Here is a 25031-nt window from a genome sequence, read left to right on the forward strand (position 1 = left end):
CTGTATGACCCTGAGATCCCGAAAAAGTTTATGCCGCCAGCAGTTCTTTCGCGTTCGCGAGCGTATTACGCGTGACTTCACTGCCTCCGAGCAGTCGTGCCAGCTCCTGCAGACGCGCGCGTTTATCCAGCGGCTTCATGTGCGTTTCGGTCATTTCGCCGTCGGTTTCTTTACTGACAATAAAGTGATGATGACCACATCCCGCGACCTGCGGCAGGTGGGTGACACACATCACCTGCGTTGACTCACCTAGCTGGCGCAGCAGTTTACCCACCACTGCCGCCGTTGGGCCGCTGATGCCGACATCCACTTCATCGAAAATCAGCGCCGGGGTTTCCATTTTACGTGCGGTAATCACCTGAATCGCCAGCGCAATACGCGACAGTTCGCCGCCGGATGCCACTTTGGAGATTGCCTGCAGCGGCTGCCCCGGGTTGGTGGTGACGCGGAACTCGATGCGATCCGCCCCTTCTGCCGTCAGGTGGTTCTCTTCAAAACGGACATCAATGGTGAATACACCGTGCGGCATCGCCAGCGTGTGCATGCTGTCGGTGATGTGCTGGCTTAGCTCCTGAGCGTAATGTTGACGGATCTCATGCAGTTTTTTCGCCGTGGTCAGCGCCTGCTGATGATGCAGGTTCACTGCCAGAGAGAGGGTTTCCTGCGAATCCACCTGATCGTCAAGCTGCTGCTGTTCTTCGAGCAGAGACTGATAATAGCCTGGTAGTTCTTCCGGCGTAACATGGTGCTTGCGCGCCAGTGAAATCTGACGAGAAAGGCGCTGCTCCAGCTCAAACAGGCGGTTCGGGTCGAGGTCCAGCCGTTCACAATAATGACGCAGTTCGTCACTGGCTTCTGAGATTTGAATCGCGGCCTCTTCCAGCATATCCAGTACGCCAGAAAGTTTACTGTCCATGCCGGCCAGTTCGGTGACCAGTTGACGGACATTGTACAGCTGGCTCTGCAGGTTAACGTCTTCGCCATCTGCCAGCATGTTGAGGGCATTCTGGCTGGTTGAGAGCAGGTGGCCGCTGTTGGCGAGGCGCTTGTACTCTTCGTCAATTTGTTCAAACTCACCCGCCTGCGGGTTGAATTCGTTCAGCTCTTTAAGCTGGTACGCCAGCAGCTCCGCACGCGCGGCGCGCTCCTGGCTTTGCTGCTGGTGCTGGGCAAGCTCGCGGCAGCTCTGATGCCACTGGCGGTAGTGCTCCGCCATAAGCTGAGTAAGCGCGTACTCACCCGCATAGCCATCAAGCAGGGCTTTCTGCTGTTCTGGTTTGACGAGTTGCTGATGCGCGTGCTGACCGTGGATCTGGATAAGCAGCTGGCCGAGTTCGCGGAGTTGGGAGAGGGGGACTGCCGTGCCGTTGATAAAGCCACGGGAGCGCCCGTCGCTGCTGATCACGCGGCGAAGTAAACACTCACGTCCATCTTCGAGCTGATTTTGTTCCAGCCAGCGCAGGGCTGCAGGGGTATCTTTCAGGGAGAAACGTGCGCAAAGATCGGCACGGTTTGCGCCCATGCGCACCATGTCGCCCTCTGCACGGCCGCCAAGGCACAAGCCGAGGGCATCAATGGCAATGGATTTACCCGCACCGGTTTCGCCGGTGATCGCCGTCATGCCGCTGTGGAAATCGATCTCAAGCTCACGAACAATGGCAAAGTTGCTGATGGTCAGTTGTGCCAGCATAATTGTTTTCCTGTATGAAAAACCATAACTGTGTTTTCATACAGTATAAACTGGTTTTTTATACAGTAAAGTACTGGATGCAAAATCAGAACAATTTTTTTGACCAGCCAAGCTTCGAGCTTAATGTGTTGAAATAGCTGTAATCTTTCGGGTGAATCAAGTTCAGGTGGTAATCACACCGGCGAATAAGAACATCTTCACCTTCCTGGATTGGCAGCGCGATCTGGCTGTCGCAGCTGATCTCCAGGTCGTTACGGCGGTGCGAGAAGCGCAGACGTATCGTACTGTCGCCGTTAATCACCAGCGGGCGCGCGGAGAGCGTGTGCGGGAACATCGGCACTAGCGTAATAGCATCCAGAGAGGGCGTCAGGATCGGGCCGCCCGCAGAAAGCGAGTAGGCGGTTGAGCCGGTCGGGGTGGAGATAATCAAACCGTCAGAACGCTGGGAGAAGGCAAAGATTTCGTCGATATAAACTTCGAACTCAATCATGTGTGCCACTTTACCGGGATGAAGCACCACCTCGTTAATCGCGGTGCTGATGCGCTTCTGGCAGTCCTGCTGGCACACCTGCGCTTCCAGTAAAAAGCGTTTTTCGCTGATATAATGACCTTCCAGCACGTCGGCCAGCTGTTGCTGCGCGTTGTCCGGGTCGAGGTCGGTTAAAAAGCCGAGATTGCCGCGGTTGATACCGATGACCTTGATGTCATAACGCGCCAGCGTGCGTGCCGCACCGAGCATGTTGCCATCGCCGCCCACCACCACGGCGAGATCGGCCTGTTGGCCAATTTCCGCCAGCGTGCCGGTTTTGACGCTCTTCAGCTGCAGTTCCTGCGCAATTTGCTGCTCGACCATCACTTCATAGCCTTTGCTACACAACCAGCGATACAACATTTCATGTGTCGTCAATGCGGTAGGGTGACGCGGATGCCCGACGATCCCAATACACCTGAAATGATTATTCATTTTCTGGAGGTCCTTGTGCCTGATGAATGATGACAATCTCTCTTGTTCCCTTGAATCCAGGAAACTGATCCCCATAATAAGCGAAGTTAGCGAGATGAATGCAGAAAAACGCGGAGAAATTCATGAGTAGTAAAGAACAGAAAACGCCTGAGGGGCAAGCCCCTGAAGAAATTATCACGGAACAGCATGATGAAGTTGAGGCTGTAGAGCCAGACGCATCTGCTGAGCAGGTGGACCCGCGCGATGAAAAAATTGCGAATCTGGAAGCCCAACTGGTAGAAGCACAGAATCGCGAACGCGACACCGTTCTGCGCATCAAGGCGGAAATGGAAAACCTGCGTCGTCGCACCGAGCAGGACGTTGAGAAGGCGCATAAATTTGCGCTGGAGAAATTCGTCAACGAACTGCTGCCGGTGATCGATAGCCTCGACCGCGCGCTGGAAGTGGCTGACAAAGCGAATCCGGATAACGCGGCGATGATCGAAGGTATCGAACTGACGCTGAAATCCATGCTTGACGTCGTGCGTAAGTTTGGCGTGGAAGTGATTGCGGATACCGATGTGCCGCTGGATCCAAACGTTCACCAGGCCATTGCGATGGTGGAATCTGAAGAGATTGAAGCCGGTAAAGTGCTGGGCGTGATGCAGAAAGGTTACACCCTGAACGGCCGTACCATTCGCGCTGCGATGGTGACCGTGGCGAAAGCGAAAGCCTAATTTGCTACCTGTAGTGCCGGGTGGCGGCATTCGCCTTACCCGGCCTACGCTTTATTCGGCAATACTTTCCCGAAGTGGCGTGACGGGCAGCACCTTCACCTGCTTAATCATATTGTCCTGCACGTCCAGGATATCAATATCGTACTGCTCAATGCGCACCCGCGTGCCCGCCGCTGGGATCTCTTCCAGCGCTTCCAGAATCATCCCGTTCATGGTACGAGCTTCATCTTCCGGCAAATGCCAGTTAAAGGCTTTGTTGAGTTCACGGATGTTCGCGCTACCGTCAATCAGCACCGAACCGTCGTTCTGCGGAGTCACTTCCTCCGCGAGGGAAGGGGACATCGACGTGGTAAAGTCTCCCACAATCTCTTCCAGAATATCTTCGACCGTCACCAGGCCCTGAATATCGCCGTACTCGTTGACCACCAGGCCGACTTTTTTCTTGTTGCGCTGGAATTTAACCAGCTGCGTGCTGAGCGGCGTACCTTCCGGCACGTAGTAAATCTCGTCGGCGGCGCGCAGCATCACCTCTTTGGTGAACTCTTTTTTCTCGGTCATCAGACGGTAGGCTTCGCGCACGCGCAGCATGCTGATGGCGTCATCCAGCGAGTCGCGATAGAGCACGATGCGCCCATGCGGAGAGTGCGTCAGCTGGCGGACAATGGCTTTCCAGTCGTCGTTGATGTCGATACCGACGATCTCGTTGCGCGGCACCATGATGTCATTCACACTCACTTTTTCCAAATCCAGCACCGACAGGAGCATATCCTGATTGCGCCGGGAGATCTGCGAGCGGGATTCGTTCACGATGGTGCGCAGCTCTTCTTTGCTGAGCGCGCTGCTGATAGTGACGTCGGCTTTGATCCCCACCATCCGCATTAAAACGCGCGTGACCATGTTCAGCAGCCAGACCAGCGGCATCATCAGGATCTGCAGCGGCGCCAACAGGAAGCTGCTCGGGTAGGCCACCTTTTCCGGGTAAAGCGCGGCGATGGTTTTTGGCAGTACTTCGGCAAACACAAGCACCACAAACGTCAGCACGCCGGTGGCAATCGCGACCCCGGCATTGCCGTACAGGCGCATCCCAACGATGGTGCCGAGGGCTGAGGCCAGAATATTGACAAGGTTGTTGCCGATAAGTACCAGGCTTATCAGCCGATCCGGCTTGCGGAGCAGTTTTTCAACGCGGCGGGCGGCACGGTTACCCTGTTTAGCACGATGACGCAACCGGTAACGGTTTAAGGTCATCATGCCGGTTTCCGAGCCGGAGAAATAGGCGGAGATGACCACCATGACGATCAGGATAACGATCAGCGTGGTGGTAGAGATGTGTTCCAGGGGGAACTCCTTTTATAACTTAGCCAGCAAATTGCTGTATGAAGCGGCTGCCAAAATAGGCAAGGGTGAGAATGCCCGCACCCGCGACGTTGAACCAGACGACGCGACGACCGCGCCAGCCTTCATGATAATGGCCCCACAACAGGACAATATAGACAAACCACGCGATGATGGAGAGCACTGCTTTATCGATATTCTCCACGCTGAACAGGTTCTTCATGTAAAACAGGCCGGTGCAAAGCGTGAGGGTCAGCAGCACCACGCCTATCTGGGTGATGTGGAACATCTTACGCTCAATGACCATCAGCGGCGGCATTTCATGGTTGAACGCCAGCTTTTTGTTTTTCAACTGGTAATCAATCCAGGCGAGCTGCATGGCGTAAAGCGCGGCGATGATCAGCGTCGCATAGGCGAACAGTGACAGGCCGATGTGCACCAGCATCCCCGGCGTCGCCTCCAGATGCGTAATGAATTCATTAGGCATAAAAGTGGCTAAAGCCAGATTGATCAGCGCGAAGGTATAGACAATCGGCAGCAGCAGCCAGCCGCGATTTTTAGACGCGACGATGGTCATTACCGTACAGATCATCAGGCTGACCAGCGAGCCGACGTTGAGGACGCTCAGGTTTTGCACGCTGCCGTCGCCGGGAATGATGCGTGATTCCAGCGCAAACGCGTGGCTTATCAGTGCGATGACCGCCGAAAGAATAGCCATGCGCCGCCAGCCGCTGTTTTTTTGCAGCAGTCCGGGAATAATCAGCGCGAGGCTGACAGAGTAGGCAACAAGGGCGATCAGTGCGAAAACAGGCATATAGGCATCGACAGTTGTCTTAATAAGAAAGAGAAGCAGTATAACGTTACGTGACGCCTGCTCCAACCGTTGCATAACAACAAAGGCGCCTTCATGTTATACTCCGGCAAAATTCTGTGTATGTGTCGCTCAATGCGGCCCAACGTTTCTACTCAGGCGAGAGACAATGTTTGATAATTTAACCGATCGTTTGTCGCGCACGCTGCGCAACATCAGCGGCCGCGGACGCCTTACTGAAGAGAACATCAAGGAAACGCTGCGCGAAGTGCGCATGGCGCTGCTGGAAGCAGACGTGGCGTTGCCGGTTGTTCGTGATTTTATCAACCGCGTAAAAGAGAAGGCGGTTGGTCATGAAGTTAACAAGAGCCTGACCCCGGGTCAGGAGTTCGTCAAAATCGTTCGTAACGAACTGGTTTCGGCGATGGGCGAAGAGAACCAGGTGCTTAACCTGGCGGCTCAGCCGCCGGCCGTGGTGCTGATGGCGGGCCTGCAGGGTGCGGGTAAAACCACCAGCGTCGGTAAGCTGGGTAAATTCCTGCGCGAAAAGCACAAGAAGAAAGTGCTGGTGGTCTCTGCGGACGTCTATCGCCCGGCGGCGATCAAGCAGCTGGAAACGCTGGCCGAGCAGGTCGGCGTGGACTTCTTCCCGTCCGACGTTGCCCAGAAGCCTGTCGACATCGTTAACGCCGCGCTGAAAGAAGCGAAGTTGAAATTCTACGACGTGCTGCTGGTGGATACCGCCGGTCGTCTGCACGTTGACGAAGCGATGATGGACGAAATCAAGCAGGTGCACGCTTCTATCAACCCGGTAGAGACCCTGTTTGTCGTTGACGCCATGACCGGTCAGGATGCGGCGAATACCGCGAAAGCGTTTAACGAAGCGCTGCCGTTAACCGGCGTGGTGCTGACCAAAGTCGACGGCGACGCCCGCGGCGGTGCGGCGCTTTCTATTCGTCATATCACCGGTAAGCCGATCAAGTTCCTCGGCGTGGGCGAGAAAACCGAAGCGCTGGAGCCGTTCCACCCGGACCGTATCGCCTCCCGTATCCTTGGCATGGGCGACGTGCTGTCGCTGATCGAAGATATCGAGAGCAAGGTCGACCGCGCGCAGGCTGAAAAGCTCGCCAGCAAGCTGAAAAAAGGTGACGGTTTCGATCTGACCGACTTCCTTGAGCAGCTGCGTCAGATGAAAAACATGGGCGGCATGGCAAGCCTGATGGGCAAACTGCCGGGCATGGGCCAGATCCCTGACAACGTTAAATCCCAGATGGATGACAAAGTGCTGGTGCGTATGGAGGCGATCATTAACTCCATGACGCTGAAAGAACGAGCCAAGCCAGAAATCATCAAAGGTTCCCGTAAGCGCCGTATCGCTGCCGGTTGCGGCATGCAGGTGCAGGACGTTAACCGCCTTCTGAAACAGTTCGACGACATGCAGCGCATGATGAAGAAAATGAAGAAAGGCGGCATGGCGAAGATGATGCGCGGCATGAAAGGCATGATGCCTCCCGGTTTTCCAGGGCGTTAATCGCTTTTGAGATTGCTTTTTGCCCGAAAATGAGTAAAATTTTCGGGCTTTTAATATGACACCCGGGCTCCGTTCCTCGATGGGGCCCGGTTGTTTTATTCACACAAGAGGATGTTATGGTAACTATTCGTTTAGCACGTCACGGCGCTAAAAAGCGTCCGTTCTACCAGGTTGTTGTGACTGACAGCCGTAATGCACGCAACGGTCGCTTCATCGAGCGCGTTGGTTTCTTCAACCCACTGGCCTCTGGCGCAGAAGAAGAAACCCGTCTGGATCTGGATCGTATCGCTCACTGGGTTGGCCAGGGCGCTACTGTTTCCGATCGCGTTGCTACGCTGATCAAAGCAGCAAACAAAGCAGCTTAATCTGTCACGGTGGTCATGATGAGCAATAAAGCACCTGTTGAACCGATCGTATTGGGAAAAATGGGTTCTTGCTACGGTATCCGTGGTTGGCTCAGAGTGTTTTCCTCCACTGAAGACGCTGATAGCATTTTTGATTACCAGCCCTGGTTCATCCAGAAAGCCGGTAAGTGGGAAGAGGTCGAGCTGGAAAGCTGGCGTCACCACAATCAGGACATCATCATCAAGCTGAAAGGCATTGACGATCGTGATGCCGCGAATGCGCTGACTAATTGTGAAATTGTCGTGGATTCGTCGCAGTTGCCACAGCTGGAAGAGGGCGACTACTACTGGAAAGACCTTATGGGCTGCCAGGTAGTCACCACTGAAGGTTACAGCCTGGGGAAAGTCATCGATATGATGGAAACCGGGTCAAATGACGTTCTCGTCATTAAGGCAAACCTGAAAGATGCATTTGGCATCAAGGAGCGGCTGGTCCCGTTCCTCGATGGACAGGTTATCAAGAAAGTCGATCTCGCTACTCAAACCATTGAAGTAGATTGGGATCCTGGTTTTTAAATTCTCCGGATAAACGGTAAAAGACGGCGCTATGTGGATTGGCATAATTAGCCTGTTTCCTGAAATGTTCCGCGCGATTACCGATTACGGGGTAACTGGCCGGGCAGTAAAGAATGGCCTGCTGAGCATCCAGAGCTGGAGTCCTCGTGACTTTACTCATGACCGGCACCGTACCGTGGACGATCGTCCTTACGGCGGCGGACCGGGGATGTTAATGATGGTGCAACCCTTACGGGACGCCATTCACACAGCAAAAGCCGCGGCAGGTGAAGGCGCAAAGGTGATTTATCTGTCACCTCAGGGACGCAAGCTTGATCAAGCGGGCGTGAGCGAACTGGCGACGAATCAAAAGCTGATTCTGGTCTGTGGGCGCTACGAAGGGATAGATGAGCGCGTAATTCAAACCGAGATTGACGAAGAATGGTCTATCGGCGATTACGTTCTCAGCGGTGGTGAGTTACCGGCAATGACGCTGATTGACTCCGTCGCCCGGTTTATTCCGGGGGTACTGGGCCATGAAGCTTCGGCAACGGAAGATTCCTTTGCCGATGGATTGCTGGACTGTCCACACTATACTCGTCCTGAAGTGTTAGAAGGGATGGAAGTACCGGCAGTGTTACTGTCTGGAAACCATGCCGAGATACGTCGCTGGCGTTTGAAGCAGTCGCTGGGCCGAACCTGGCTTAGAAGACCTGAACTTCTGGAAAACCTGGCTCTGACTGAAGAGCAAGCAAAGTTGCTGGCCGAGTTCAAAACCGAACACGCGCACCAGCAGCATGAACATGATGGGAATGCGTAATACGCTCCCGAATATCAGTTTACCCAGGATAAGAGATTAAATTATGAGCAACATTATTAAGCAACTTGAACAAGAGCAGATGAAGCAGGACGTACCTTCCTTCCGTCCAGGTGACACCGTGGAAGTGAAAGTATGGGTTGTTGAAGGTTCCAAAAAACGTCTGCAGGCATTCGAGGGCGTGGTTATCGCTATTCGTAACCGCGGTCTGCACTCTGCATTCACTGTTCGTAAAATTTCCAACGGCGAAGGCGTTGAGCGTGTCTTCCAGACTCACTCTCCGGTAGTTGACAGCATTGCTGTTAAACGTCGTGGTGCTGTACGTAAAGCTAAACTGTACTACCTGCGTGAGCGTACTGGTAAGTCTGCTCGTATTAAAGAGCGTCTGAACTAAGATTCGCTTAAGCGACATCCTGTTAGAAAGGGCTAGCCGAAAGGCTGGCCCTTTTTTTATCCCATCGCACCTCTCGCATTAACCCTTTCGTCATAAATCATTTACAATGCTTGCCTCTTGAATGGAGGGGAAGTGGATAACGTACTGCATCAGCAAAACCGGAAACGCGCAGCGGCATTGACCGCGCTGTTTGCGATCCTGCTGATCGTGGTGGCACCCCTTATCTCCGTCTCGTTGCAGAAAGACCCCATGAGCGCCATGCCGGGCATGCATCATGACATGAGCATGATGTCGATGGACGAGCATCACGGCGATATGCCGCACACGATGCCGGTCGACCATGCGGAAGCGTGCGGCTACTGCGTGCTGTTAGCCCACGTGCCGGGCGTGATGCTCGCGCTGATTGTGCTGCTCAGTATCGTGCTGCAGAGGCTTCGCGTTAAGCCGCCACGTCAGGCGGTCAGCCACTGGCACTTTTTCCCCTGGCTTTACCCTGATACCCGCGCGCCGCCGCGGAAGTCTGCTTTTTCCCTTTAAAAACTCAATCGATAACTTTTTGCCTTAAAAAGGAAAAGTATGACTACCTGCACACCGCGCGCGGCATGGGGAAACCTGCTGCGTCGCCTCCATTTCTACGTCGGGCTATTTGTCGGCCCGTTTATCTTCTTCGCCGCGCTGACCGGTACGCTGTACGTGGCGACCCCGCAGCTCGAGAATGCGCTCTACCGGGACGCGCTCCACACGAATTCCGTGGGCGAACCGAAGCCGCTGGCGGAACAAATCGCCACGGCGGAAAAGGCCGTTGGCTCAGATTTGCGTTTGCACGCCGTTCGCCCGGGGCTGGCTGAAGGTGAAACCACCCGCGTGATGTTTGCTGACCCGACGCTGGGGCCCTCGGAAAACCGGGCGATCTTTATCGATCCGGTAAGCCTGGCGGTGCTGGGGGATATGACGGTGTACGGCACCAGCGGGATTTTACCGCTGCGTCAGACCATTGATTATCTGCATACCTCTTTGATGCTGGGCGATATCGGGCGGCTCTATAGCGAACTGGCCGCTTCCTGGATGTGGGTGGCCGCACTGGGAGGGATTGCCCTGTGGTTTTATACCCGACCAAAACGCCGGATTAACAATCGCTTCCAGAACCGCCGTCGGGTGCATGTGACGCTCGGCTGGATATTACTGGGGGGCATGCTGCTCTTCTCTGCAACCGGCCTGACCTGGTCCCAGTGGGCGGGGGGGAATGTTGATAAGCTGCGCGCTGAGTTGAACTGGCTAACCCCGCAGGTGAATACGACGCTATCCGGCGTGCCGGAGAGCGTGGATGAGCACGCCGAACACCGTGGCCATCACGGCGGAATGGTGATGCCGGAAATGGCGATGGATCTGACGCGGTTTGACGGTGTGTTAAGCGCGGCGCGTAACGCGGGTATTGATGCCAACAGGCTGGAGATCCGCCCGGCGAAAACAATGGATCGCGCATGGACAGTGACGGAAATCGACCGCAGCTGGCCGACTCAGGTGGACGCCGTTGCGGTTGATCCCGGTACGATGCAGATCCTCGACAGAACCCGATTCGAGGACTTCCCGCTCATGGCAAAACTGACCCGCTGGGGCGTGGATTTCCATATGGGGATCTTATTCGGGCTGGTGAATCAGCTGCTGCTCGTTGCTTTCGGCCTTGCCCTGTGTGTGCTTATCATCTGGGGATACCGGATGTGGTGGATGCGTCGTCCGGCACAGTCGGCTATGAGTCCGGTGCAGACGCTTTCTCAGAGCTGGCTGGCGCTGTCAGGGTGGGGAAGAGGTGTTACCGTGGTCATCAGCGCACTGCTGGGGCTGGCTTTGCCGGTGATGGGCGTGAGTCTGGCGCTGTTTGTTCTGATTGACTGGCTGCGCTGGCGAGCGGCAACAGGCGTGTCGCTCACCGAATCATCCGCTAAATAATCCTATGGCGCGCTGATAACCACTGACACCCGGCGGTTTTCAGCGCGCCCTTGTGCAGTGCTGTTGCTCGCAATCGGATATTTTTGGCCTAATCCCCGGGTGGTGAGATTGCTGCGCGGGATATTCGCGCCCTTCGCCCACGCGTCGGCCACGGCATTGGCGCGTTTTAACGACAGGGCTTCGTTGTAGCTTGCTTCACCGTAATTATCCGTATGACCGTCCATTCGCGCGTGATTCAGGCCAGTTTTCGCCAGACGAGAGGCCATAGACTGGATCTGTGTTTCACTTTCCGGGCGCAGTCTGGCGTCATTCTTATCAAAGAGGATGGTGTCCGACATACCAAGCGACCAGTCGCCGTTCAGTTCGTTAAAACCGTATGACTTCATCGCCGCGATTTGCTCAGGAGTAAATTTGCCCTGGGGCGGCGACTGACAGCCTGCCAGAACCAGTGAGGCCATAACTAACGGCGCGAAGTAACGTTTTAACATAGTGTATCCTTTCTAACTTATTGTTTTCGTACGCTGGTTTTTAACCTGGTACATGTTGCGGTCAGCCCTCTCCAGTAATGCTTCCACGGAAGCATTTTCCCACGCCAGAGCAAAGCCAATGCTGAGTGACATCGATGCTTTTTGTCCGTTATGCAGATCAAACGGACGGATAAACTGCTGCGCTAGCGCAGCACAAATGTGTTGAACCTCTGGTTCAGAATGCACCCCGTACAGCACCATGGCAAATTCGTCACCGCCAAGGCGGTAGGACTGATGGCGTTTATCGCCAAATTCCACCATCCTGCTGGCGACTTCAATCAGCACGCAGTCTCCTGCCGCGTGTCCCCAGGTGTCGTTAATAAACTTAAAATTATCACCGTCGAGGAAGAGCAGGGCCGAGTTTGTTTTTGCCGAGGGGTCATTCATTAATGCCGCAATACTGTTACGAAACGCAGCGCGGTTAGCAAGACCGGTGAGCGGGTCGTGCATGGCGGTACGAAGCAGCTGAGCGTTTTTCGCCTGGAGCTTAAGCTGCCACTCCTCCATCTCGTCCAGCAGGCTGTTGAAGTCTTCTCCAAACTGATGGAATTCTTCAATGCGCCCATCTTTCACCCGACGGGAAAAGTTGCGATTGGTGCGGACGTCATGCACAACGTCGGTGATATTTTGCAGCGCCGTGACCATGCCGCGGTGCAGAGACTGGGTAATGGTGAGCGCGACGACGGTTGCAAAAAGAATACAGCCGGTGAGGACGGCAAACGACATCCAGATGAAATGGCTGATAAGGCTGTCGCGCGCGGTAAGACGTATTTCACCTATCTTCGCGCCGTTGTGCAGGATGGGCTGCGAAACAGGGTCGGGGAAAAGCCAGCGGCTGACCAGCGCCCCCAGCGTGTCATTATTATCGTTCGGGTTCCAGGACCAGTAGGCAAAGCGCTTTTTATGCCCGTTTATGACTTCTGCTACGGCAAACTGACCCTGCTTACCCAGCGCAGCGAGCGTTTCGTTGGCCGCCAGTGAATCGTTGAAAACCAGAGAGGCTTCAAGGCTGTGGCTCATTGTGGCGCCGGTTAATTCGAGATTTTTTTGCGCGTATTGTTTTAATGTTACGACCGAGGCAAAACAGAGCAACAGCCATATTAACGTCATGGTGATGATGACGCTTATCATGCTGTTTCGCCTCAGCGTTCTTTTAAACGTCGGACGCTGCGTCGAGATGAAATCTTTATCCATGCTGCTTATTCCGTGCAAGCATCAATACATCCGGGTTAACCCTGACGCCACTGCGTGTCAACGCATCCAGATTGACGGAAAATCGCACCTGGCCACGATCGATTATCAGGCAAAAGGCGCTGCCAATAACACATTCCGGATTTTGCTCTGAGATTAATAGCAATGCTCTGCCCTGATATTGACTTATTAATTCAAGTTGTTTCGCAGGTGGTTCAGTCCCGAAATAAACAGCATCGCATGTCGCGGCCAGGGCTTCCCGATCGTTACGTACAATAACGGGGGTATAAGGTAACTCGTTATGCCCCTGGTCTTCGCTGAGCGCGTGCGTATAGTGAGAAGTGGCATAGATGCAGAGTTTAGGCTGACCGGAAAGCGACGGCCATCGCGTATAGCTCACTATGCCTGAGACAATAGAACGTACCGATTTATCTGTCTCCGAGAGCGCGCCTGCCATCGCCGGGCCCACCATAAGGAACAGCATTAGCACCAGAGTGAGTCGGAACAAAGAGTTCAAGTATAAATTTCTCACCAGAATCCGCCGTACCGCTCCGGAAATAGATGTCCTTAAGAGTTGCGGGCAGAATACCATTGTTTATCAGAACCGTCATTATGTCAGAAATAGCCCATGGCTGACCTAAGCTAAATCCTACAGTTGTTTATTTTCCAAAGAATAAAAGCAGACTTAATTAAGCCTGCTGGAACACATACTTTCATCCATTCCTTTTTGCCATGACGCATGCAGTTTCGCTGCATTTTCAACAGTATCACAACTGGCTGGATAAGATTTGCCCGCTAATCCCCATGCATGAATAAAGCCTTCTTCACACACTTTCTTCTGACCATCAGCATAGCCGCGAAGATATTCATTACGATCGACGTGGGGGGCGTTAAAACTATCGGCCAGGGTCTGGTTATCTTTAACCGGCAGGCCATTTATGGCGTCTTCTTTACCCGCGCTGAACCAGTCCGGGCTCGTCCAGTTGGGCTGGAAAGTGTAAGGATTAATCTGACAGCCCGATAAAAACAGCGACAGCAGGACGAAAGCAATCGATCGCATAACCCTTCTCCTTTTTCTTCAGCATAGCCTGGCGGGAGAAATTTAGGGTGTAATTTAAACTTTACGATTTTAGCGGCTGATTTTTGCCTTTATTGTGTCTATGTAAACTAATGTGTACGTATTTTGGATTGAAATGTTTACTTTTTATGATATCGTGGTTTCACCTCACTGAGGAAAACAACTATCGCAAACGAGCTTTACAGGATCGCTATCATGCAAAAAGACGCGCTGAACAACGTACATATCACTGACGAACAGGTTTTGATTACCCCGGATCAACTGAAAGCGGAGTTTCCGCTGAGCGCCGCGCAGGTGGCTCAGATCGAGCACTCTCGCCAGACCATTTCTGACATTATCGCCGGCCGCGATCCGCGCCTGCTGGTGGTGTGTGGTCCTTGCTCTATTCACGATCCTGAAACCGCCATTGAGTATGCGCGTCGATTTAAAGCATTAGCGGAGGAGGTCAGCGATAGCCTCTATCTGGTGATGCGCGTCTATTTTGAGAAGCCACGTACCACCGTCGGCTGGAAAGGATTGATCAACGATCCGCACATGGATGGCTCGTTTGATGTGGAAGCAGGCCTGAAGATTGCGCGTCGCCTGCTGGTGGAGCTGGTCAGCATGGGGTTGCCGCTGGCAACTGAAGCGCTGGATCCAAACAGCCCGCAATACCTGGGCGATCTGTTTAGCTGGTCTGCAATTGGTGCGCGTACGACTGAATCGCAAACCCACCGTGAGATGGCGTCTGGGCTGTCGATGCCGGTTGGCTTTAAAAACGGTACCGATGGCAGTCTGGCGACGGCGATCAACGCCATGCGCGCCGCCGCCATGCCGCACCGCTTTGTTGGGATCAACCAGGCGGGCCAGGTGTGCCTGCTGCAAACGCAGGGCAACCCGGATGGTCATGTGATCCTGCGCGGCGGTAAAGCGCCAAACTACAGCCCGGCGGACGTGGCACAGTGTGAAAAAGAGATGGAACAGGCGGGACTGCGTCCGGCACTGATGGTAGATTGCAGTCATGGTAATTCGAATAAAGATTACCGTCGCCAGCCAGCGGTTGCGGAATCCGTGGTCGCACAGATCAAAGACGGAAACCGTTCGATTATCGGCCTGATGATTGAGAGCAACATTCATGAAGGTAATCAGTCATCAGAACAGCCGCGCAGCGCGATGAAGCACGGCGTCTCCGTGACGGATGCCTGCATCAGCTGGGAAACCACCGATGCGCTGCTGCGTGAGATCCATAAAGATTTAAGCGGCCAGTTGGCGACGCGTCTGGTTTAAGAGGGTAGTTATGGTTGCTGAATTGACCGCACTGCGCGATCAAATTGATGAAGTGGATAAGGCGCTGCTGGACCTGCTGGCGCGCCGCATGGCGCTTGTTGCCGAAGTCGGTGAGGTGAAAAGCAAATACGGCCTGCCGATTTACGTCCCGGAGCGCGAAGCCTCAATGCTGGCCTCCCGTCGTAAAGAGGCGCAGGCGCTGGGCGTTTCGCCGGATTTGATTGAAGATGTTCTGCGTCGCGTGATGCGGGAATCCTATTCCAGCGAAAACGACAAGGGCTTTAAAACCCTCTGTCCGTCCCTGCGTCCGGTGGTGATTGTTGGCGGAGCAGGGCAGATGGGGCGTCTGTTCGAGAAAATGCTGACGCTTTCTGGCTATCAGGTGCGCATTCTGGAAAAAGAGGACTGGGCACAAGCACCAGAACTGATGAAAGATGCCGGAATGGTTATCGTCAGCGTGCCGATCCACGTGACGGAGCAGATCATCGGGAAGCTTCCTCCTTTACCAAAAGACTGCATTCTGGTGGATCTGGCTTCCGTTAAAAACGGTCCTCTGCAGGCGATGCTGGCTGCGCATACGGGCCCGGTGCTCGGGCTGCACCCGATGTTTGGCCCGGACAGCGGCAGCCTGGCAAAGCAGGTGGTGGTTTACTGCGACGGCCGTCAGCCTGAAGCCTATCAATGGTTCCTGGAACAGATTCAGGTCTGGGGCGCGAGGCTGCACCGCATCAGCGCGGTCGAGCACGATCAGAACATGGCGTTCATTCAGGCGCTGCGCCACTTTGCGACCTTTGCCTACGGTCTGCATCTGGCGGAAGAGAACGTGCAGCTTGAACAGTTGCTGGCGCTCTCTTCACCCATCTATCGTCTTGAGCTGGCGATGGTCGGGCGTCTGTTTGCGCAGGATCCCCAGCTTTACGCCGACATCATCATGTCGTCTGAAAATAACCTGGCGCTGATCAAGCGCTACTATCAACGCTTTGGCGAAGCCATTACGCTGCTGGAGCACGGAGACAAGCAGGCGTTTATCGACAGCTTCCGCAAAGTGGAGCACTGGTTCGGCGATTACGCCACGCGTTTCCAGAGCGAAAGCCGCACGCTGTTGCGTCAGGCAAATGACAGTCGCCAGTAATCCAATGATGTATATACTGAAAGCCAGCAATGCTGGCTTTTTTCATTTTGGGGAACTGTCATGGCTGAACCGCAGCTGCTGTTGAACTACACCGGGCATCTGCCCGAATGCCCGACGTGGAGCGCAGAAGAAAATGCGCTTTACTGGGCGGATATTCTGGAAGGGGAGATCCACCGCTACCACCTGCCGACGGCGGAACATACCGTGCTTTCCTTCCATGAAGAGGTGGGCTGCTTTGCCCTGCGTGAGCGAGGCGGTTTTATCGTCGCTATGCGCAACGGCATCTGGCTTGCCGATAAGCATGGGCTCCTGCAGCGCAAGGTGTGTGATAACCCCTCTAACCCGCAGCTCGCACGTTTTAACGATGGGGGCACCGACCATCAGGGCCGGTTCTATGCGGGCACGTTCTGGGGGCCGGGAGATTACAACGGTGCCCTGCTGATGCGCATCGACAATGACCTGACGCCGAAAGTGATCCAGTGCGATATTCACGGGCACAACGGCTTAGCGTTTACCCCGGATAAGCAGTGGATGTTTACCTCAGACACGCCAAACGGCGTAATTTACCGCACGCCGCTTAACGAGCAGGGCGAACCCGGCAGGCGTGAGGTATTTCGTCAGTTTAACGCGGGAGAAGGGATACCGGACGGTGCGGCGATGGATGTGGAAGGCTGCTACTGGAGCGCGCTGTTTGACGGCTGGCGTATCGCGCGTTTTTCTCCACAAGGGGAGCAACTGGAAGAATACCGCATGCCGGTGCGTTGCCCTACGATGGTCTGCTTTGGCGGCGATGATATGAAAACGCTGTTCATTACCACCACGCGGGAAAATATGGATGCGGAGGAGGTGGCGAAGTATCCGCTTTCCGGAGCCGTCTTCACCCTGCCGGTTAATGTGGCAGGGATGAAGAAAAGCCGTTTTATCGAATGTTAGCTTGGATCGACCGGGACGACGTTTTCGCTCGGATAGCAGCCCAGCACTTTCATTGAACGGGTAATTTCACCCAGTTCGCGCAGGGCTTTCTGCATGGATGCAGATTCCAGGTTGGCCTGAATATCGAGGTAAAACATCTCTTCCCATGGATTACCGTGGATTGGGCGTGATTCCAGCCTGGTCATGATCAAATTGTGGTTGCGCAGCACCAACAGGGCTTCTACCAGCGCGCCCGCCTGCTGGCCGGTCGCCATCAGCAGCGTGGTTTTCGCCGGCACCTGGTCTGACACGTTGATTGCCTTGCGGGCCAGCACCACGAAGCGGGTGATGTTTTGCGTCTGGTTAGCAAGATTGCGTTCAAGAACCTGTAAGCCATACAGCGCGCCGCCCGCTTCGCTGCCGAGCGCAGCAACGGTTGGGGAGTTGGCTTGCGCTACTTTTTCCATTGCCGCCGAGGTGCTTTCGGTGTACTCAATTTTCCAGTTCGGATAGCGGTTCAGGAACTGGCTACACTGCTGGAAAGGCTGCGGATGGCTGTAGACCGTTTCGATCGTGTTCAGGTCCGTTGAACCGGAGACCAGCACGCAGTGATCGATAGGGATCGTCAGCTCGCCGACCAGCGACAGGCTGGTGTGCTGCAGTAAATCGTAGACGTCGTTAATGGCGCCGGAACTGGTGTTTTCAATCGGCACCACGGCGTAATCCGCCTGGCCGGTCTCAACCTGGTTAAAAATATCGGCGAATTTTGCGCAGCCGCTCTCAATAAACTCTTCAAAATGACGTGCGGCATACTGGCGTGCGGCCAGATGAGAGTAGGAGCCTTTAGGCCCGAGGAAGGCGATGCGCGCCGAGTGCGGGTTGGTTTTATTGAGATGCTGCTGGAGTAGCGCTTGCTGGGTCAGAACGGAATCTTCGATGATGAGCTGGAACAGCCGGGTGATGTAGTGGGCATCAAGGTGATGCGCTTTGCCGAGCTGGATCAGACGTTCCAGCAGATCCCGCTCGCGGTCGATGTCACGGACCGGACGATGGGAGTCCAGCTTGGCTTTGCCCACTTCAACGGCGAGGGCGCGACGTTCGGCCAGCAGCGCCAGTAATTTTTCATCCAGCGCGCTGATTTTTACTCGCAGATCCAGTAACGGGTTTTCCGGTGTCATAGTGTTGCCTGTCTCATTTTATCGTTATCAATAAAAAAGGCCCCCCGGTGTGGGAGGCCTTGTTGTTCGTCTTCGCATTCTTTATCACACGACGAAACGCCTCCCGTTCAGGGGAAGGTAAAAAAGAATGCGAAGAAGAACGGCGTAAGTTTCATAAAGTCATCCTGTGATTGATACCGTTAAAGTACCCGTACTGTTTTCACCCTGTCAATAAAAAACGCGCCCGAAGGCGCGTTGGCGGTACACTCAATTTAAAGGATTACTCTTCTTCAACTTCTTCCGCGAAGCTGGCGTCTTTCACCGACGTTGCGGCGCGACGGGCTTCACCTTTGTGTTGCACTTTATTGAGCTGCCGTTCCAGCTTGTTGATCAAATCGTTGATTGCGGTGTACATATCCTCATGTTTTGCGCTGGCGACCAGATGGCCGTTTGGAGTATTGATAGTTGCGTCAGCGATGAAACCCTGAGGCTCCTTGGACAGGATGATATGTGGATTAATCAAATGTGTTTGCCATTTATCCAGTTTGGCGAGACGGTCTGCGACGTGCTGGCGAATTGCCGGAGTAATTTCCATTTGTTTACTGGTAATGTTCATTGTCATAAATTTTACCTCTTGTCTTTCCGTCTTGGTGATTCCAGCATACCCGACCTAATGTCAAAATGTGTGATTTAGATCACGTTATTTTGTCGGTTTTTGTCAGGGAATCTTTTTTGTGAGGCAGGGCAGGAAGAGTTGAGATTTACCTTGTGGAAGGTACGAATTGCGGTCATAGTTGACGGGATGTGTTGAGGCTAAAGCGCTTCAGCGGATGTCTGAATTGAATAAAGAAACGGCAGCCTTCGGGCTGCCGTTTTGCATTGAAGCGATATCAGGTGTTGCTGCTGTTCGCGGCGATGATTTTCGCCACTTTTTCAGCCTGAGCAGTCATCTGCATCTGACGGTAAGCATTTTCCATCAGCTTCAGGCCGTCGCGCGTTGCCTGAGTATCCGGGTAATCACGCAGCATACCTTCTACGCGGTTAACCACAGCAACCCATGCGCCACGGCGGGTATAGTATTCCGCAACGGAGTATTCATATTTCGCCAAACGATCTTTCAGGAACACCAGACGTTTGGTCGCGTCGGTCACGTACTGACTGTTTGGATAGCCGCGCACCAGTTTAGAGAAGTCATTGAAGGCGTCGCGCGCATGCTGCGGGTCACGGTCGGAGCGATCTACGCCGAAGAAGCCCTGCAGGGCGCTGTCGTCCAGCGCCATGTTGGTCAGGCCGCGCATGTACATGACGTAGTCGATGTTAGGATGAGTCGGGTTCAGACGCATGAAACGATCGATAGTTGCCTGAGCCAGCGGCAGATCGGCATTTTTGTAGTAGGCGTAGATAAGATCTAACTGTACCTGCTGCGAATACGGACCAAATGGATAGCGATTATCCAACGCTTCCAGTTGCGTTATCGCCTGTTTCCAGTTACCGTCCTGCAACTTTTGTTGTGCAGTCGCATAGATTTCATTCGGCGGATTGTCAGGGACCTGTTCATTCGAACCGGAGCAGCCCACCAAAGCCAGGCTCAACGTGGCCGCTGCCACCAGATATTTCATGCGCGTCATGACGTTTTGACTTTCCTCAAATGTTTGTCCGGGAGAAACTCTGTTCCTGCTCCCGATTAAGACCAGCTACAATAGCACACTATATTAAACGGCAAAGCCGTAAAACCCAACGTTAAACAAAGAAGCAGTTTATGGCACAACGAGTAGAACTCACCGCAACAGTCTCCGAAAATCAGCTCGGTCAACGCTTAGATCAGGCTTTGGCCGAATTGTTCCCTGATTATTCGCGTTCACGCATAAAAGAATGGATCCTTGACCAGCGCGTGCTGGTAAACGGTAAGATCTGGGATAAACCAAAAGAGAAAGTGTTTGGTGGGGAAGCTGTTGCCATCAATGCTGAAATCGAAGAGGAAATCCGCTTCGAGCCGCAGGATATCCCATTGGACATTGTCTATGAGGATGATGACATTCTGGTGATCAACAAGCCGCGCGACCTGGTTGTTCATCCGGGCGCAGGGAATCCAGACGGCACGGTACTTAACGCACTTCTTCATTATTATCCGCCGATTGCGGATGTCCCGCGTGCCGGTATCGTTCACCGTCTGGATAAAGACACCACCGGTCTGATGGTGGTGGCGAAGACCGTTCCCGCTCAGACCCGTCTGGTGGAATCGCTGCAGCTGCGTGAGATTACTCGCGAATATGAAGCGGTGGCGATTGGACACATGACCGCTGGCGGCACGGTAGAAGAGCCGATCAGCCGTCACCCGACGAAACGTACCCATATGTCGGTGCATCCGATGGGTAAACCGGCTGTGACGCACTATCGCATTATGGAGCACTTCCGTATTCATACCCGCCTGCGCCTGCGCCTGGAAACCGGTCGTACTCACCAGATCCGCGTACACATGGCGCACATTACCCATCCGCTGGTGGGGGATCAGGTGTACGGCGGTCGTCCGCGTCCGCCAAAAGGCGCGTCGGATGAGTTCATCAGCGTACTGCGTAAATTCGATCGTCAGGCGCTGCACGCGACCATGCTGCGTCTTTATCACCCGATCAGTGGTATCCAGATGGAATGGCATGCGCCTATCCCGCAGGATATGGTGGAACTCATTGATGCCATGCGTGCCGATTTCGAAGAACATAAGGACCAAGTGGACTGGTTATGACCAAACTGATTGTCCCGGAGTGGCCGCTGCCTGCAGGCGTGGCCGCCTGTAGTTCGACCCGTATTGGCGGCGTGAGCCAGGGCGCGTGGGAGTCTTTAAACCTCGGCGCGCACTGCGGCGACAGCCTGGAACACGTTGAAGAGAACCGCACGCGTCTGTACGCTGCGGGAAATCTGCCGTCGAAGCCGGTTTGGCTGGAGCAGGTTCACGGCAAAGCGGTACTGAAGCTGACGGGAGAACCTTACGCTTCCAAACGCGCCGATGCTTCTTACAGTAATACGCCGGGCACGGTTTGTGCCGTAATGACCGCCGATTGTCTGCCGGTTCTGTTTTGTAACCGTGCCGGTACGGAGGTGGCAGCAGCGCACGCGGGCTGGCGTGGCTTATGCGAGGGCGTGCTGGAAGAGACCGTCGCCTGCTTCAATGATGATCCCGCCAATATCATGGCCTGGCTAGGTCCGGCGATTGGCCCTCGTGCTTTTGAAGTGGGGCCGGAGGTTCGCGAAGCATTCATGGAAAAAGATCCGCAAGCCATTGAGGCCTTCCTGCCTGCCGGGGAAAAATATCTGGCGGATATTTACCAGCTTGCCCGCCAGCGTCTGAATAATATTGGCGTAACGCAGATCTTCGGCGGCGATCGCTGTACGTTCACCGAAAAGGGTGATTTTTTCTCCTATCGCCGCGACAAGACGACGGGTCGTATGGCAAGTTTCATTTGGCTGATATAACCTAAAGAATCAAGACGATCCGGCACGTGCCGTTTTCTTTTCACATAATTCAGGTCATTAACCTTGAATAATTGAGGGATGACCTCATTTAATCTCCAGTAGCAAATTTGACCTGTTATGGGAGGAGTTATGCGTCTGGATCGTCTTACTAATAAATTCCAGCTTGCTCTCGCCGATGCCCAGTCCCTTGCACTGGGGCACGACAACCAATTCATCGAACCTCTTCATTTAATGAGCGCCTTGCTGAATCAGGAAGGGGGATCGGTACGTCCTTTATTAACGTCTGCTGGCATTAATGCTGGCCAGTTACGCACCGCTATCGATCAGGCGCTGAGCCGTTTACCGCAGGTAGAAGGTACCGGCGGCGATGTGCAGCCGTCTCAGGATCTGGTGCGCGTGCTGAACCTTTGCGACAAGCTGGCGCAAAAACGTGGGGACAACTTTATTTCGTCGGAGCTCTTTGTTCTGGCGGCGCTTGAATCACGCGGTACCTTGACCGACCTGCTGAAATCTGCCGGTGCAACCACCGCCAATGTGACTCAGGCGATTGAGAAAATGCGCGGAGGTGAAAGCGTGAACGATCAGGGAGCCGAAGACCAACGTCAGGCTTTGAAGAAATTTACGGTCGATCTGACCGAACGTGCCGAGCAGGGCAAACTTGACCCGGTTATCGGCCGTGACGAAGAGATCCGCCGTACGATTCAGGTACTGCAGCGTCGTACCAAAAACAACCCGGTACTGATTGGTGAGCCGGGGGTCGGTAAAACCGCCATCGTTGAAGGGCTTGCGCAGCGTATCGTAAACGGTGAAGTGCCGGAAGGGTTGAAAGGCCGCCGCGTACTGGCGCTGGATATGGGCGCGCTGGTGGCCGGGGCGAAATACCGCGGTGAGTTTGAAGAGCGTTTGAAAGGCGTGCTGAACGACCTGGCGAAACAGGAAGGCAACGTCATTCTGTTTATCGACGAACTGCACACCATGGTCGGAGCCGGTAAAGCTGACGGCGCAATGGATGCCGGGAACATGCTGAAACCTGCGCTGGCGCGCGGTGAACTTCACTGCGTCGGTGCCACCACGCTGGATGAGTACCGTCAGTACATTGAGAAAGATGCTGCGCTGGAACGTCGTTTCCAGAAAGTGTTTGTTGCCGAGCCAAGCGTTGAAGATACCATCGCGATCCTGCGTGGTCTGAAAGAGCGTTATGAACTGCACCACCATGTGCAGATCACTGACCCGGCCATCGTTGCGGCGGCGACGCTTTCGCATCGTTATATCGCCGATCGTCAGTTGCCTGATAAAGCAATCGACCTGATCGATGAAGCAGCGTCGAGCATTCGTATGCAGATTGACTCGAAGCCGGAAGAACTGGACCGACTCGACCGCCGCATCATTCAGCTCAAGCTGGAACAGCAGGCGCTGAAAAAAGAGTCTGATGAAGCCAGTAAGAAACGCCTGGATATGCTCAATGAAGAGCTGGACGATAAAGAGCGCCAGTATTCTGAGCTGGAAGAAGAGTGGAAAGCCGAGAAAGCCTCCCTCTCTGGCACGCAGACCATTAAAGCTGAACTCGAACAGGCCAAAATTGCCATTGAGCAGGCTCGCCGTGTGGGTGACCTGGCACGTATGTCTGAACTGCAGTACGGCAAAATCCCTGAGCTGGAGAAACAGCTTGAGATCGCCACGCAGTCTGAAGGAAAAACCATGCGTCTGTTACGTAATAAAGTGACGGATGCCGAAATTGCGGAAGTGCTCGCTCGCTGGACCGGTATTCCGGTGGCGCGCATGATGGAAAGCGAACGCGATAAGCTGCTGCGTATGGAGCAGGATCTGCATCAGCGGGTGATTGGTCAGGACGAGGCGGTTGAAGCGGTCTCCAACGCTATTCGCCGTAGCCGTGCTGGGCTTTCCGATCCAAATCGCCCGATCGGTTCGTTCCTGTTCCTGGGGCCGACCGGTGTCGGTAAAACCGAACTGTGTAAAGCGCTGGCAAACTTTATGTTCGACAGCGACGATGCGATGGTGCGTATCGACATGTCCGAGTTCATGGAGAAACACTCCGTCTCGCGTCTGGTCGGTGCGCCTCCGGGATATGTGGGTTATGAAGAGGGCGGCTACCTGACCGAAGCGGTGCGCCGGCGTCCTTATTCCGTCATCCTGCTGGATGAGGTGGAAAAAGCGCATCCGGATGTGTTCAACATCCTGCTTCAGGTGCTGGATGATGGTCGTCTGACAGACGGGCAGGGGAGAACGGTCGATTTCCGTAATACGGTCGTCATCATGACCTCGAACCTGGGTTCCGATTTGATTCAGGAACGTTTCGGTGAGCTGGACTACAGCCATATGAAGGATCTGGTGCTCGGTGTGGTGAGCCATAACTTCCGTCCGGAGTTCATTAACCGTATTGACGAAGTGGTTGTATTCCATCCTCTGGGTGAGAAACACATTGCGTCGATTGCGCAGATCCAGCTGCAGCGTCTGTACAAACGTCTGGAAGAGCGTGGATATGAAATTCACATCTCCGACGATGCGCTGAAGCTGCTGAGCGAGAATGGTTACGATCCGGTTTATGGTGCGCGTCCACTGAAACGTGCTATTCAGCAGCAGATCGAAAACCCGCTGGCGCAGCAGATCCTCTCCGGAGAACTGATTCCGGGCAAAGTTATCCGTCTGGAAGCCAACGACGATCGTATTGTGGCAGTGCAGTAAGTCACAAAATGCAAAAACGAGCCGCTTGCGGCTCGTTTTTGTTTAAAAACCAGGCGAAAATTGAGGTCTGGGATGCGTTTTGCCTGGAAAGTGAGCAGTCAGTAAATAATTTTCACTTTATCCTTGCAGCTTCGGAATTACTCCCTATAATTCGCCTCCACTGACACGGAACAACGGCACACACGCCGCCGGGTCAGCAGAGAAAAGCGAAACAAACGCTTGACTCTGAAGCGGGAAAGCGTAATATGCACACCCCGCGCCGCAGCGAAAACGAAGCGGCACTGCTCTTTAACAATTTATCAGACAATCTGTGTGGGCACTCAAAGTGACATGGATTCTTAATGTCTTCGGACAATAAATGAATACCAAGTCTCTGAGTGAACATACGTAATTCATTACGAAGTTTAATTCACGAGCATCAAACTTAAATTGAAGAGTTTGATCATGGCTCAGATTGAACGCTGGCGGCAGGCCTAACACATGCAAGTCGAAC

At 54.1% G+C, this 25031-nt stretch carries 26 protein-coding genes, 1 rRNA gene and 1 other annotated feature; of the genes, 15 read left to right on the plus strand and 12 right to left on the minus strand.

The annotated features are described in order from the left end of the window. Positions 1-28: 28 nt before the first annotated feature. Positions 29-1690 (minus strand): DNA repair protein RecN, encoded by a 1662-nt coding sequence (gene recN, locus APT89_RS11045; protein ID WP_060572343.1) that lies wholly within the window; start codon positions 1688-1690, stop codon positions 29-31. An 85-nt stretch (positions 1691-1775) separates the two neighbouring features. Continuing rightward, positions 1776-2654 carry an NAD(+) kinase gene (nadK, locus tag APT89_RS11050; protein WP_008502500.1) on the minus strand — a complete coding sequence of 293 codons (879 nt, stop codon included), beginning with the start codon at positions 2652-2654 and terminating at the stop codon, positions 1776-1778. Between the two features lie 122 nt (positions 2655-2776). Between nadK and grpE the strand changes: the two genes are divergently transcribed. Beyond that, positions 2777-3370 (plus strand): nucleotide exchange factor GrpE, encoded by a 594-nt coding sequence (gene grpE / locus APT89_RS11060; protein ID WP_032644906.1) that lies wholly within the window; start codon positions 2777-2779, stop codon positions 3368-3370. A 51-nt stretch (positions 3371-3421) separates the two neighbouring features. Here grpE and APT89_RS11065 read toward each other — a convergent pair whose 3' ends face one another. Together APT89_RS11065 and APT89_RS11070 are read right to left on the minus strand one after the other, a co-directional pair. Then, positions 3422-4708, minus strand: a complete 1287-nt coding sequence (locus APT89_RS11065) for an HlyC/CorC family transporter (RefSeq protein WP_032644905.1) — start codon at positions 4706-4708, stop codon at positions 3422-3424. A 19-nt stretch (positions 4709-4727) separates the two neighbouring features. Then, positions 4728-5519, minus strand: a complete 792-nt coding sequence (locus tag APT89_RS11070; protein ID WP_032645009.1) for a cytochrome C assembly family protein — start codon at positions 5517-5519, stop codon at positions 4728-4730. 166 nt (positions 5520-5685) lie between these two features. On the opposite strand from APT89_RS11070, the gene ffh reads away from it, so the two are divergent. The 7 genes from ffh to APT89_RS11105 all read left to right on the plus strand — a co-directional run bounded on the left by ffh (position 5686) and on the right by APT89_RS11105 (position 11104). Next, a complete protein-coding gene (ffh, locus tag APT89_RS11075) occupies positions 5686-7047 on the plus strand; it encodes a signal recognition particle protein (protein WP_003863132.1) in 1362 nt (453 codons plus the stop codon). A gap of 116 nt (positions 7048-7163) precedes the next feature. Continuing rightward, positions 7164-7412, plus strand: coding sequence for a 30S ribosomal protein S16 (rpsP, locus tag APT89_RS11080; RefSeq protein WP_022649067.1), 249 nt, complete (start codon positions 7164-7166; stop codon positions 7410-7412). A gap of 15 nt (positions 7413-7427) precedes the next feature. Beyond that, positions 7428-7967 carry a ribosome maturation factor RimM gene (gene rimM, locus APT89_RS11085; RefSeq protein ID WP_028014127.1) on the plus strand — a complete coding sequence of 180 codons (540 nt, stop codon included), beginning with the start codon at positions 7428-7430 and terminating at the stop codon, positions 7965-7967. A gap of 31 nt (positions 7968-7998) precedes the next feature. Continuing rightward, positions 7999-8766, plus strand: coding sequence for a tRNA (guanosine(37)-N1)-methyltransferase TrmD (trmD, locus tag APT89_RS11090; RefSeq protein WP_014832949.1), 768 nt, complete (start codon positions 7999-8001; stop codon positions 8764-8766). 43 nt (positions 8767-8809) lie between these two features. After that, on the plus strand, positions 8810-9157 hold the full coding sequence (gene rplS / locus APT89_RS11095) for a 50S ribosomal protein L19 (RefSeq protein WP_002914145.1): 348 nt from the start codon (positions 8810-8812) through the stop codon (positions 9155-9157). 132 nt (positions 9158-9289) lie between these two features. Beyond that, positions 9290-9694, plus strand: coding sequence for a DUF2946 domain-containing protein (locus tag APT89_RS11100; RefSeq protein WP_048957936.1), 405 nt, complete (start codon positions 9290-9292; stop codon positions 9692-9694). Between the two features lie 39 nt (positions 9695-9733). After that, positions 9734-11104: a PepSY-associated TM helix domain-containing protein gene (locus tag APT89_RS11105; protein WP_060572345.1), complete on the plus strand. Its 1371-nt coding sequence runs from the start codon at positions 9734-9736 to the stop codon at positions 11102-11104. Between the two features lie 2 nt (positions 11105-11106). Here the strand turns inward: APT89_RS11105 and APT89_RS11110 are convergent, their stop codons facing one another. From APT89_RS11110 to APT89_RS11125, 4 genes are all read right to left on the minus strand, one after another. Next, the gene (locus APT89_RS11110) at positions 11107-11592 is read right to left on the minus strand and encodes an OmpA family protein (protein WP_028014123.1); all 486 of its coding nucleotides are present in this window, start codon (positions 11590-11592) and stop codon (positions 11107-11109) included. A gap of 12 nt (positions 11593-11604) precedes the next feature. Beyond that, positions 11605-12825 (minus strand): diguanylate cyclase DgcN, encoded by a 1221-nt coding sequence (gene dgcN, locus APT89_RS11115; RefSeq protein WP_060572347.1) that lies wholly within the window; start codon positions 12823-12825, stop codon positions 11605-11607. After that, a complete protein-coding gene (locus APT89_RS11120) occupies positions 12818-13279 on the minus strand; it encodes a YfiR family protein (RefSeq protein ID WP_370529584.1) in 462 nt (153 codons plus the stop codon). Before APT89_RS11120 ends, dgcN begins: the two co-directional genes overlap by 8 nt. 228 nt (positions 13280-13507) lie before the next feature. Further along, positions 13508-13882, minus strand: a complete 375-nt coding sequence (locus APT89_RS11125; protein ID WP_060572349.1) for a DUF2799 domain-containing protein — start codon at positions 13880-13882, stop codon at positions 13508-13510. 213 nt (positions 13883-14095) lie between these two features. Between APT89_RS11125 and aroF the strand changes: the two genes are divergently transcribed. From aroF to APT89_RS11140, 3 genes are read left to right on the plus strand one after another with little or no spacing between them, the layout of a single operon-like run. Further along, positions 14096-15166, plus strand: coding sequence for a 3-deoxy-7-phosphoheptulonate synthase AroF (aroF, locus tag APT89_RS11130; protein WP_060572350.1), 1071 nt, complete (start codon positions 14096-14098; stop codon positions 15164-15166). 10 nt (positions 15167-15176) lie between these two features. Beyond that, positions 15177-16298 carry a bifunctional chorismate mutase/prephenate dehydrogenase gene (gene tyrA, locus APT89_RS11135; RefSeq protein ID WP_028014119.1) on the plus strand — a complete coding sequence of 374 codons (1122 nt, stop codon included), beginning with the start codon at positions 15177-15179 and terminating at the stop codon, positions 16296-16298. A 60-nt stretch (positions 16299-16358) separates the two neighbouring features. Beyond that, positions 16359-17231 (plus strand): SMP-30/gluconolactonase/LRE family protein, encoded by an 873-nt coding sequence (locus APT89_RS11140; protein WP_060572352.1) that lies wholly within the window; start codon positions 16359-16361, stop codon positions 17229-17231. On the opposite strand, the gene pheA is transcribed toward APT89_RS11140, so the two are convergent. The 4 genes from pheA to bamD all read right to left on the minus strand — a co-directional run bounded on the left by pheA (position 17228) and on the right by bamD (position 19995). Continuing rightward, a complete protein-coding gene (gene pheA, locus APT89_RS11145; RefSeq protein ID WP_028014117.1) occupies positions 17228-18388 on the minus strand; it encodes a bifunctional chorismate mutase/prephenate dehydratase in 1161 nt (386 codons plus the stop codon). The genes APT89_RS11140 and pheA overlap by 4 nt on opposite strands. Positions 18389-18418: 30 nt before the next feature. Then, positions 18419-18544 (minus strand) — a sequence feature (Phe leader region). After that, positions 18496-18543: a pheA operon leader peptide PheL gene (pheL, locus tag APT89_RS24075; RefSeq protein WP_100249759.1), complete on the minus strand. Its 48-nt coding sequence runs from the start codon at positions 18541-18543 to the stop codon at positions 18496-18498. It overlaps the preceding feature by 48 nt. Before the next feature lie 103 nt (positions 18545-18647). Beyond that, positions 18648-18989: a ribosome-associated translation inhibitor RaiA gene (raiA, locus tag APT89_RS11150; RefSeq protein ID WP_003863162.1), complete on the minus strand. Its 342-nt coding sequence runs from the start codon at positions 18987-18989 to the stop codon at positions 18648-18650. 268 nt (positions 18990-19257) lie between these two features. Beyond that, on the minus strand, positions 19258-19995 hold the full coding sequence (gene bamD / locus APT89_RS11155; protein WP_023308867.1) for an outer membrane protein assembly factor BamD: 738 nt from the start codon (positions 19993-19995) through the stop codon (positions 19258-19260). Between the two features lie 131 nt (positions 19996-20126). Here bamD and rluD point away from each other — a divergent pair, with 131 nt between their 5' ends. The 4 genes from rluD to APT89_RS11175 all read left to right on the plus strand — a co-directional run. Further along, positions 20127-21107: a 23S rRNA pseudouridine(1911/1915/1917) synthase RluD gene (gene rluD / locus APT89_RS11160; RefSeq protein ID WP_028014116.1), complete on the plus strand. Its 981-nt coding sequence runs from the start codon at positions 20127-20129 to the stop codon at positions 21105-21107. Next, the gene (yfiH, locus tag APT89_RS11165) at positions 21104-21835 is read left to right on the plus strand and encodes a purine nucleoside phosphorylase YfiH (RefSeq protein ID WP_045631598.1); all 732 of its coding nucleotides are present in this window, start codon (positions 21104-21106) and stop codon (positions 21833-21835) included. The genes rluD and yfiH overlap by 4 nt, the downstream gene beginning before the upstream one ends. 129 nt (positions 21836-21964) lie before the next feature. Then, positions 21965-24538, plus strand: coding sequence for an ATP-dependent chaperone ClpB (gene clpB / locus APT89_RS11170; RefSeq protein WP_041908644.1), 2574 nt, complete (start codon positions 21965-21967; stop codon positions 24536-24538). A 426-nt stretch (positions 24539-24964) separates the two neighbouring features. Continuing rightward, a 16S ribosomal RNA gene (locus APT89_RS11175) occupies positions 24965-25031 on the plus strand; the annotation flags it as partial.

This window comes from Enterobacter sp. 50588862, assembly GCF_001462935.1.
Lineage (GTDB): Bacteria > Pseudomonadota > Gammaproteobacteria > Enterobacterales > Enterobacteriaceae > Enterobacter > Enterobacter bugandensis.

Coding starts and splice junctions, on each gene's coding strand:
- rpsP (WP_022649067.1), top strand. CDS start 7,164: ATGGTAACTATTCGTTTAGCACGTCACGGCGCTAAAAAGCGTCCGTTC.
- rimM (WP_028014127.1), top strand. CDS start 7,428: ATGATGAGCAATAAAGCACCTGTTGAACCGATCGTATTGGGAAAAATG.
- yfiH (WP_045631598.1), top strand. CDS start 21,104: ATGACCAAACTGATTGTCCCGGAGTGGCCGCTGCCTGCAGGCGTGGCC.
- aroF (WP_060572350.1), top strand. CDS start 14,096: ATGCAAAAAGACGCGCTGAACAACGTACATATCACTGACGAACAGGTT.
- recN (WP_060572343.1), bottom strand. CDS start 1,690: ATGCTGGCACAACTGACCATCAGCAACTTTGCCATTGTTCGTGAGCTT.
- APT89_RS11120 (WP_370529584.1), bottom strand. CDS start 13,279: ATGGCAGGCGCGCTCTCGGAGACAGATAAATCGGTACGTTCTATTGTC.
- ffh (WP_003863132.1), top strand. CDS start 5,686: ATGTTTGATAATTTAACCGATCGTTTGTCGCGCACGCTGCGCAACATC.
- raiA (WP_003863162.1), bottom strand. CDS start 18,989: ATGACAATGAACATTACCAGTAAACAAATGGAAATTACTCCGGCAATT.
- bamD (WP_023308867.1), bottom strand. CDS start 19,995: ATGACGCGCATGAAATATCTGGTGGCAGCGGCCACGTTGAGCCTGGCT.
- trmD (WP_014832949.1), top strand. CDS start 7,999: ATGTGGATTGGCATAATTAGCCTGTTTCCTGAAATGTTCCGCGCGATT.
- rluD (WP_028014116.1), top strand. CDS start 20,127: ATGGCACAACGAGTAGAACTCACCGCAACAGTCTCCGAAAATCAGCTC.
- nadK (WP_008502500.1), bottom strand. CDS start 2,654: ATGAATAATCATTTCAGGTGTATTGGGATCGTCGGGCATCCGCGTCAC.
- tyrA (WP_028014119.1), top strand. CDS start 15,177: ATGGTTGCTGAATTGACCGCACTGCGCGATCAAATTGATGAAGTGGAT.
- APT89_RS11070 (WP_032645009.1), bottom strand. CDS start 5,519: ATGCCTGTTTTCGCACTGATCGCCCTTGTTGCCTACTCTGTCAGCCTC.
- grpE (WP_032644906.1), top strand. CDS start 2,777: ATGAGTAGTAAAGAACAGAAAACGCCTGAGGGGCAAGCCCCTGAAGAA.
- APT89_RS11110 (WP_028014123.1), bottom strand. CDS start 11,592: ATGTTAAAACGTTACTTCGCGCCGTTAGTTATGGCCTCACTGGTTCTG.
- APT89_RS11125 (WP_060572349.1), bottom strand. CDS start 13,882: ATGCGATCGATTGCTTTCGTCCTGCTGTCGCTGTTTTTATCGGGCTGT.
- pheA (WP_028014117.1), bottom strand. CDS start 18,388: ATGACACCGGAAAACCCGTTACTGGATCTGCGAGTAAAAATCAGCGCG.
- dgcN (WP_060572347.1), bottom strand. CDS start 12,825: ATGGATAAAGATTTCATCTCGACGCAGCGTCCGACGTTTAAAAGAACG.
- clpB (WP_041908644.1), top strand. CDS start 21,965: ATGCGTCTGGATCGTCTTACTAATAAATTCCAGCTTGCTCTCGCCGAT.
- APT89_RS11140 (WP_060572352.1), top strand. CDS start 16,359: ATGGCTGAACCGCAGCTGCTGTTGAACTACACCGGGCATCTGCCCGAA.
- APT89_RS11105 (WP_060572345.1), top strand. CDS start 9,734: ATGACTACCTGCACACCGCGCGCGGCATGGGGAAACCTGCTGCGTCGC.
- rplS (WP_002914145.1), top strand. CDS start 8,810: ATGAGCAACATTATTAAGCAACTTGAACAAGAGCAGATGAAGCAGGAC.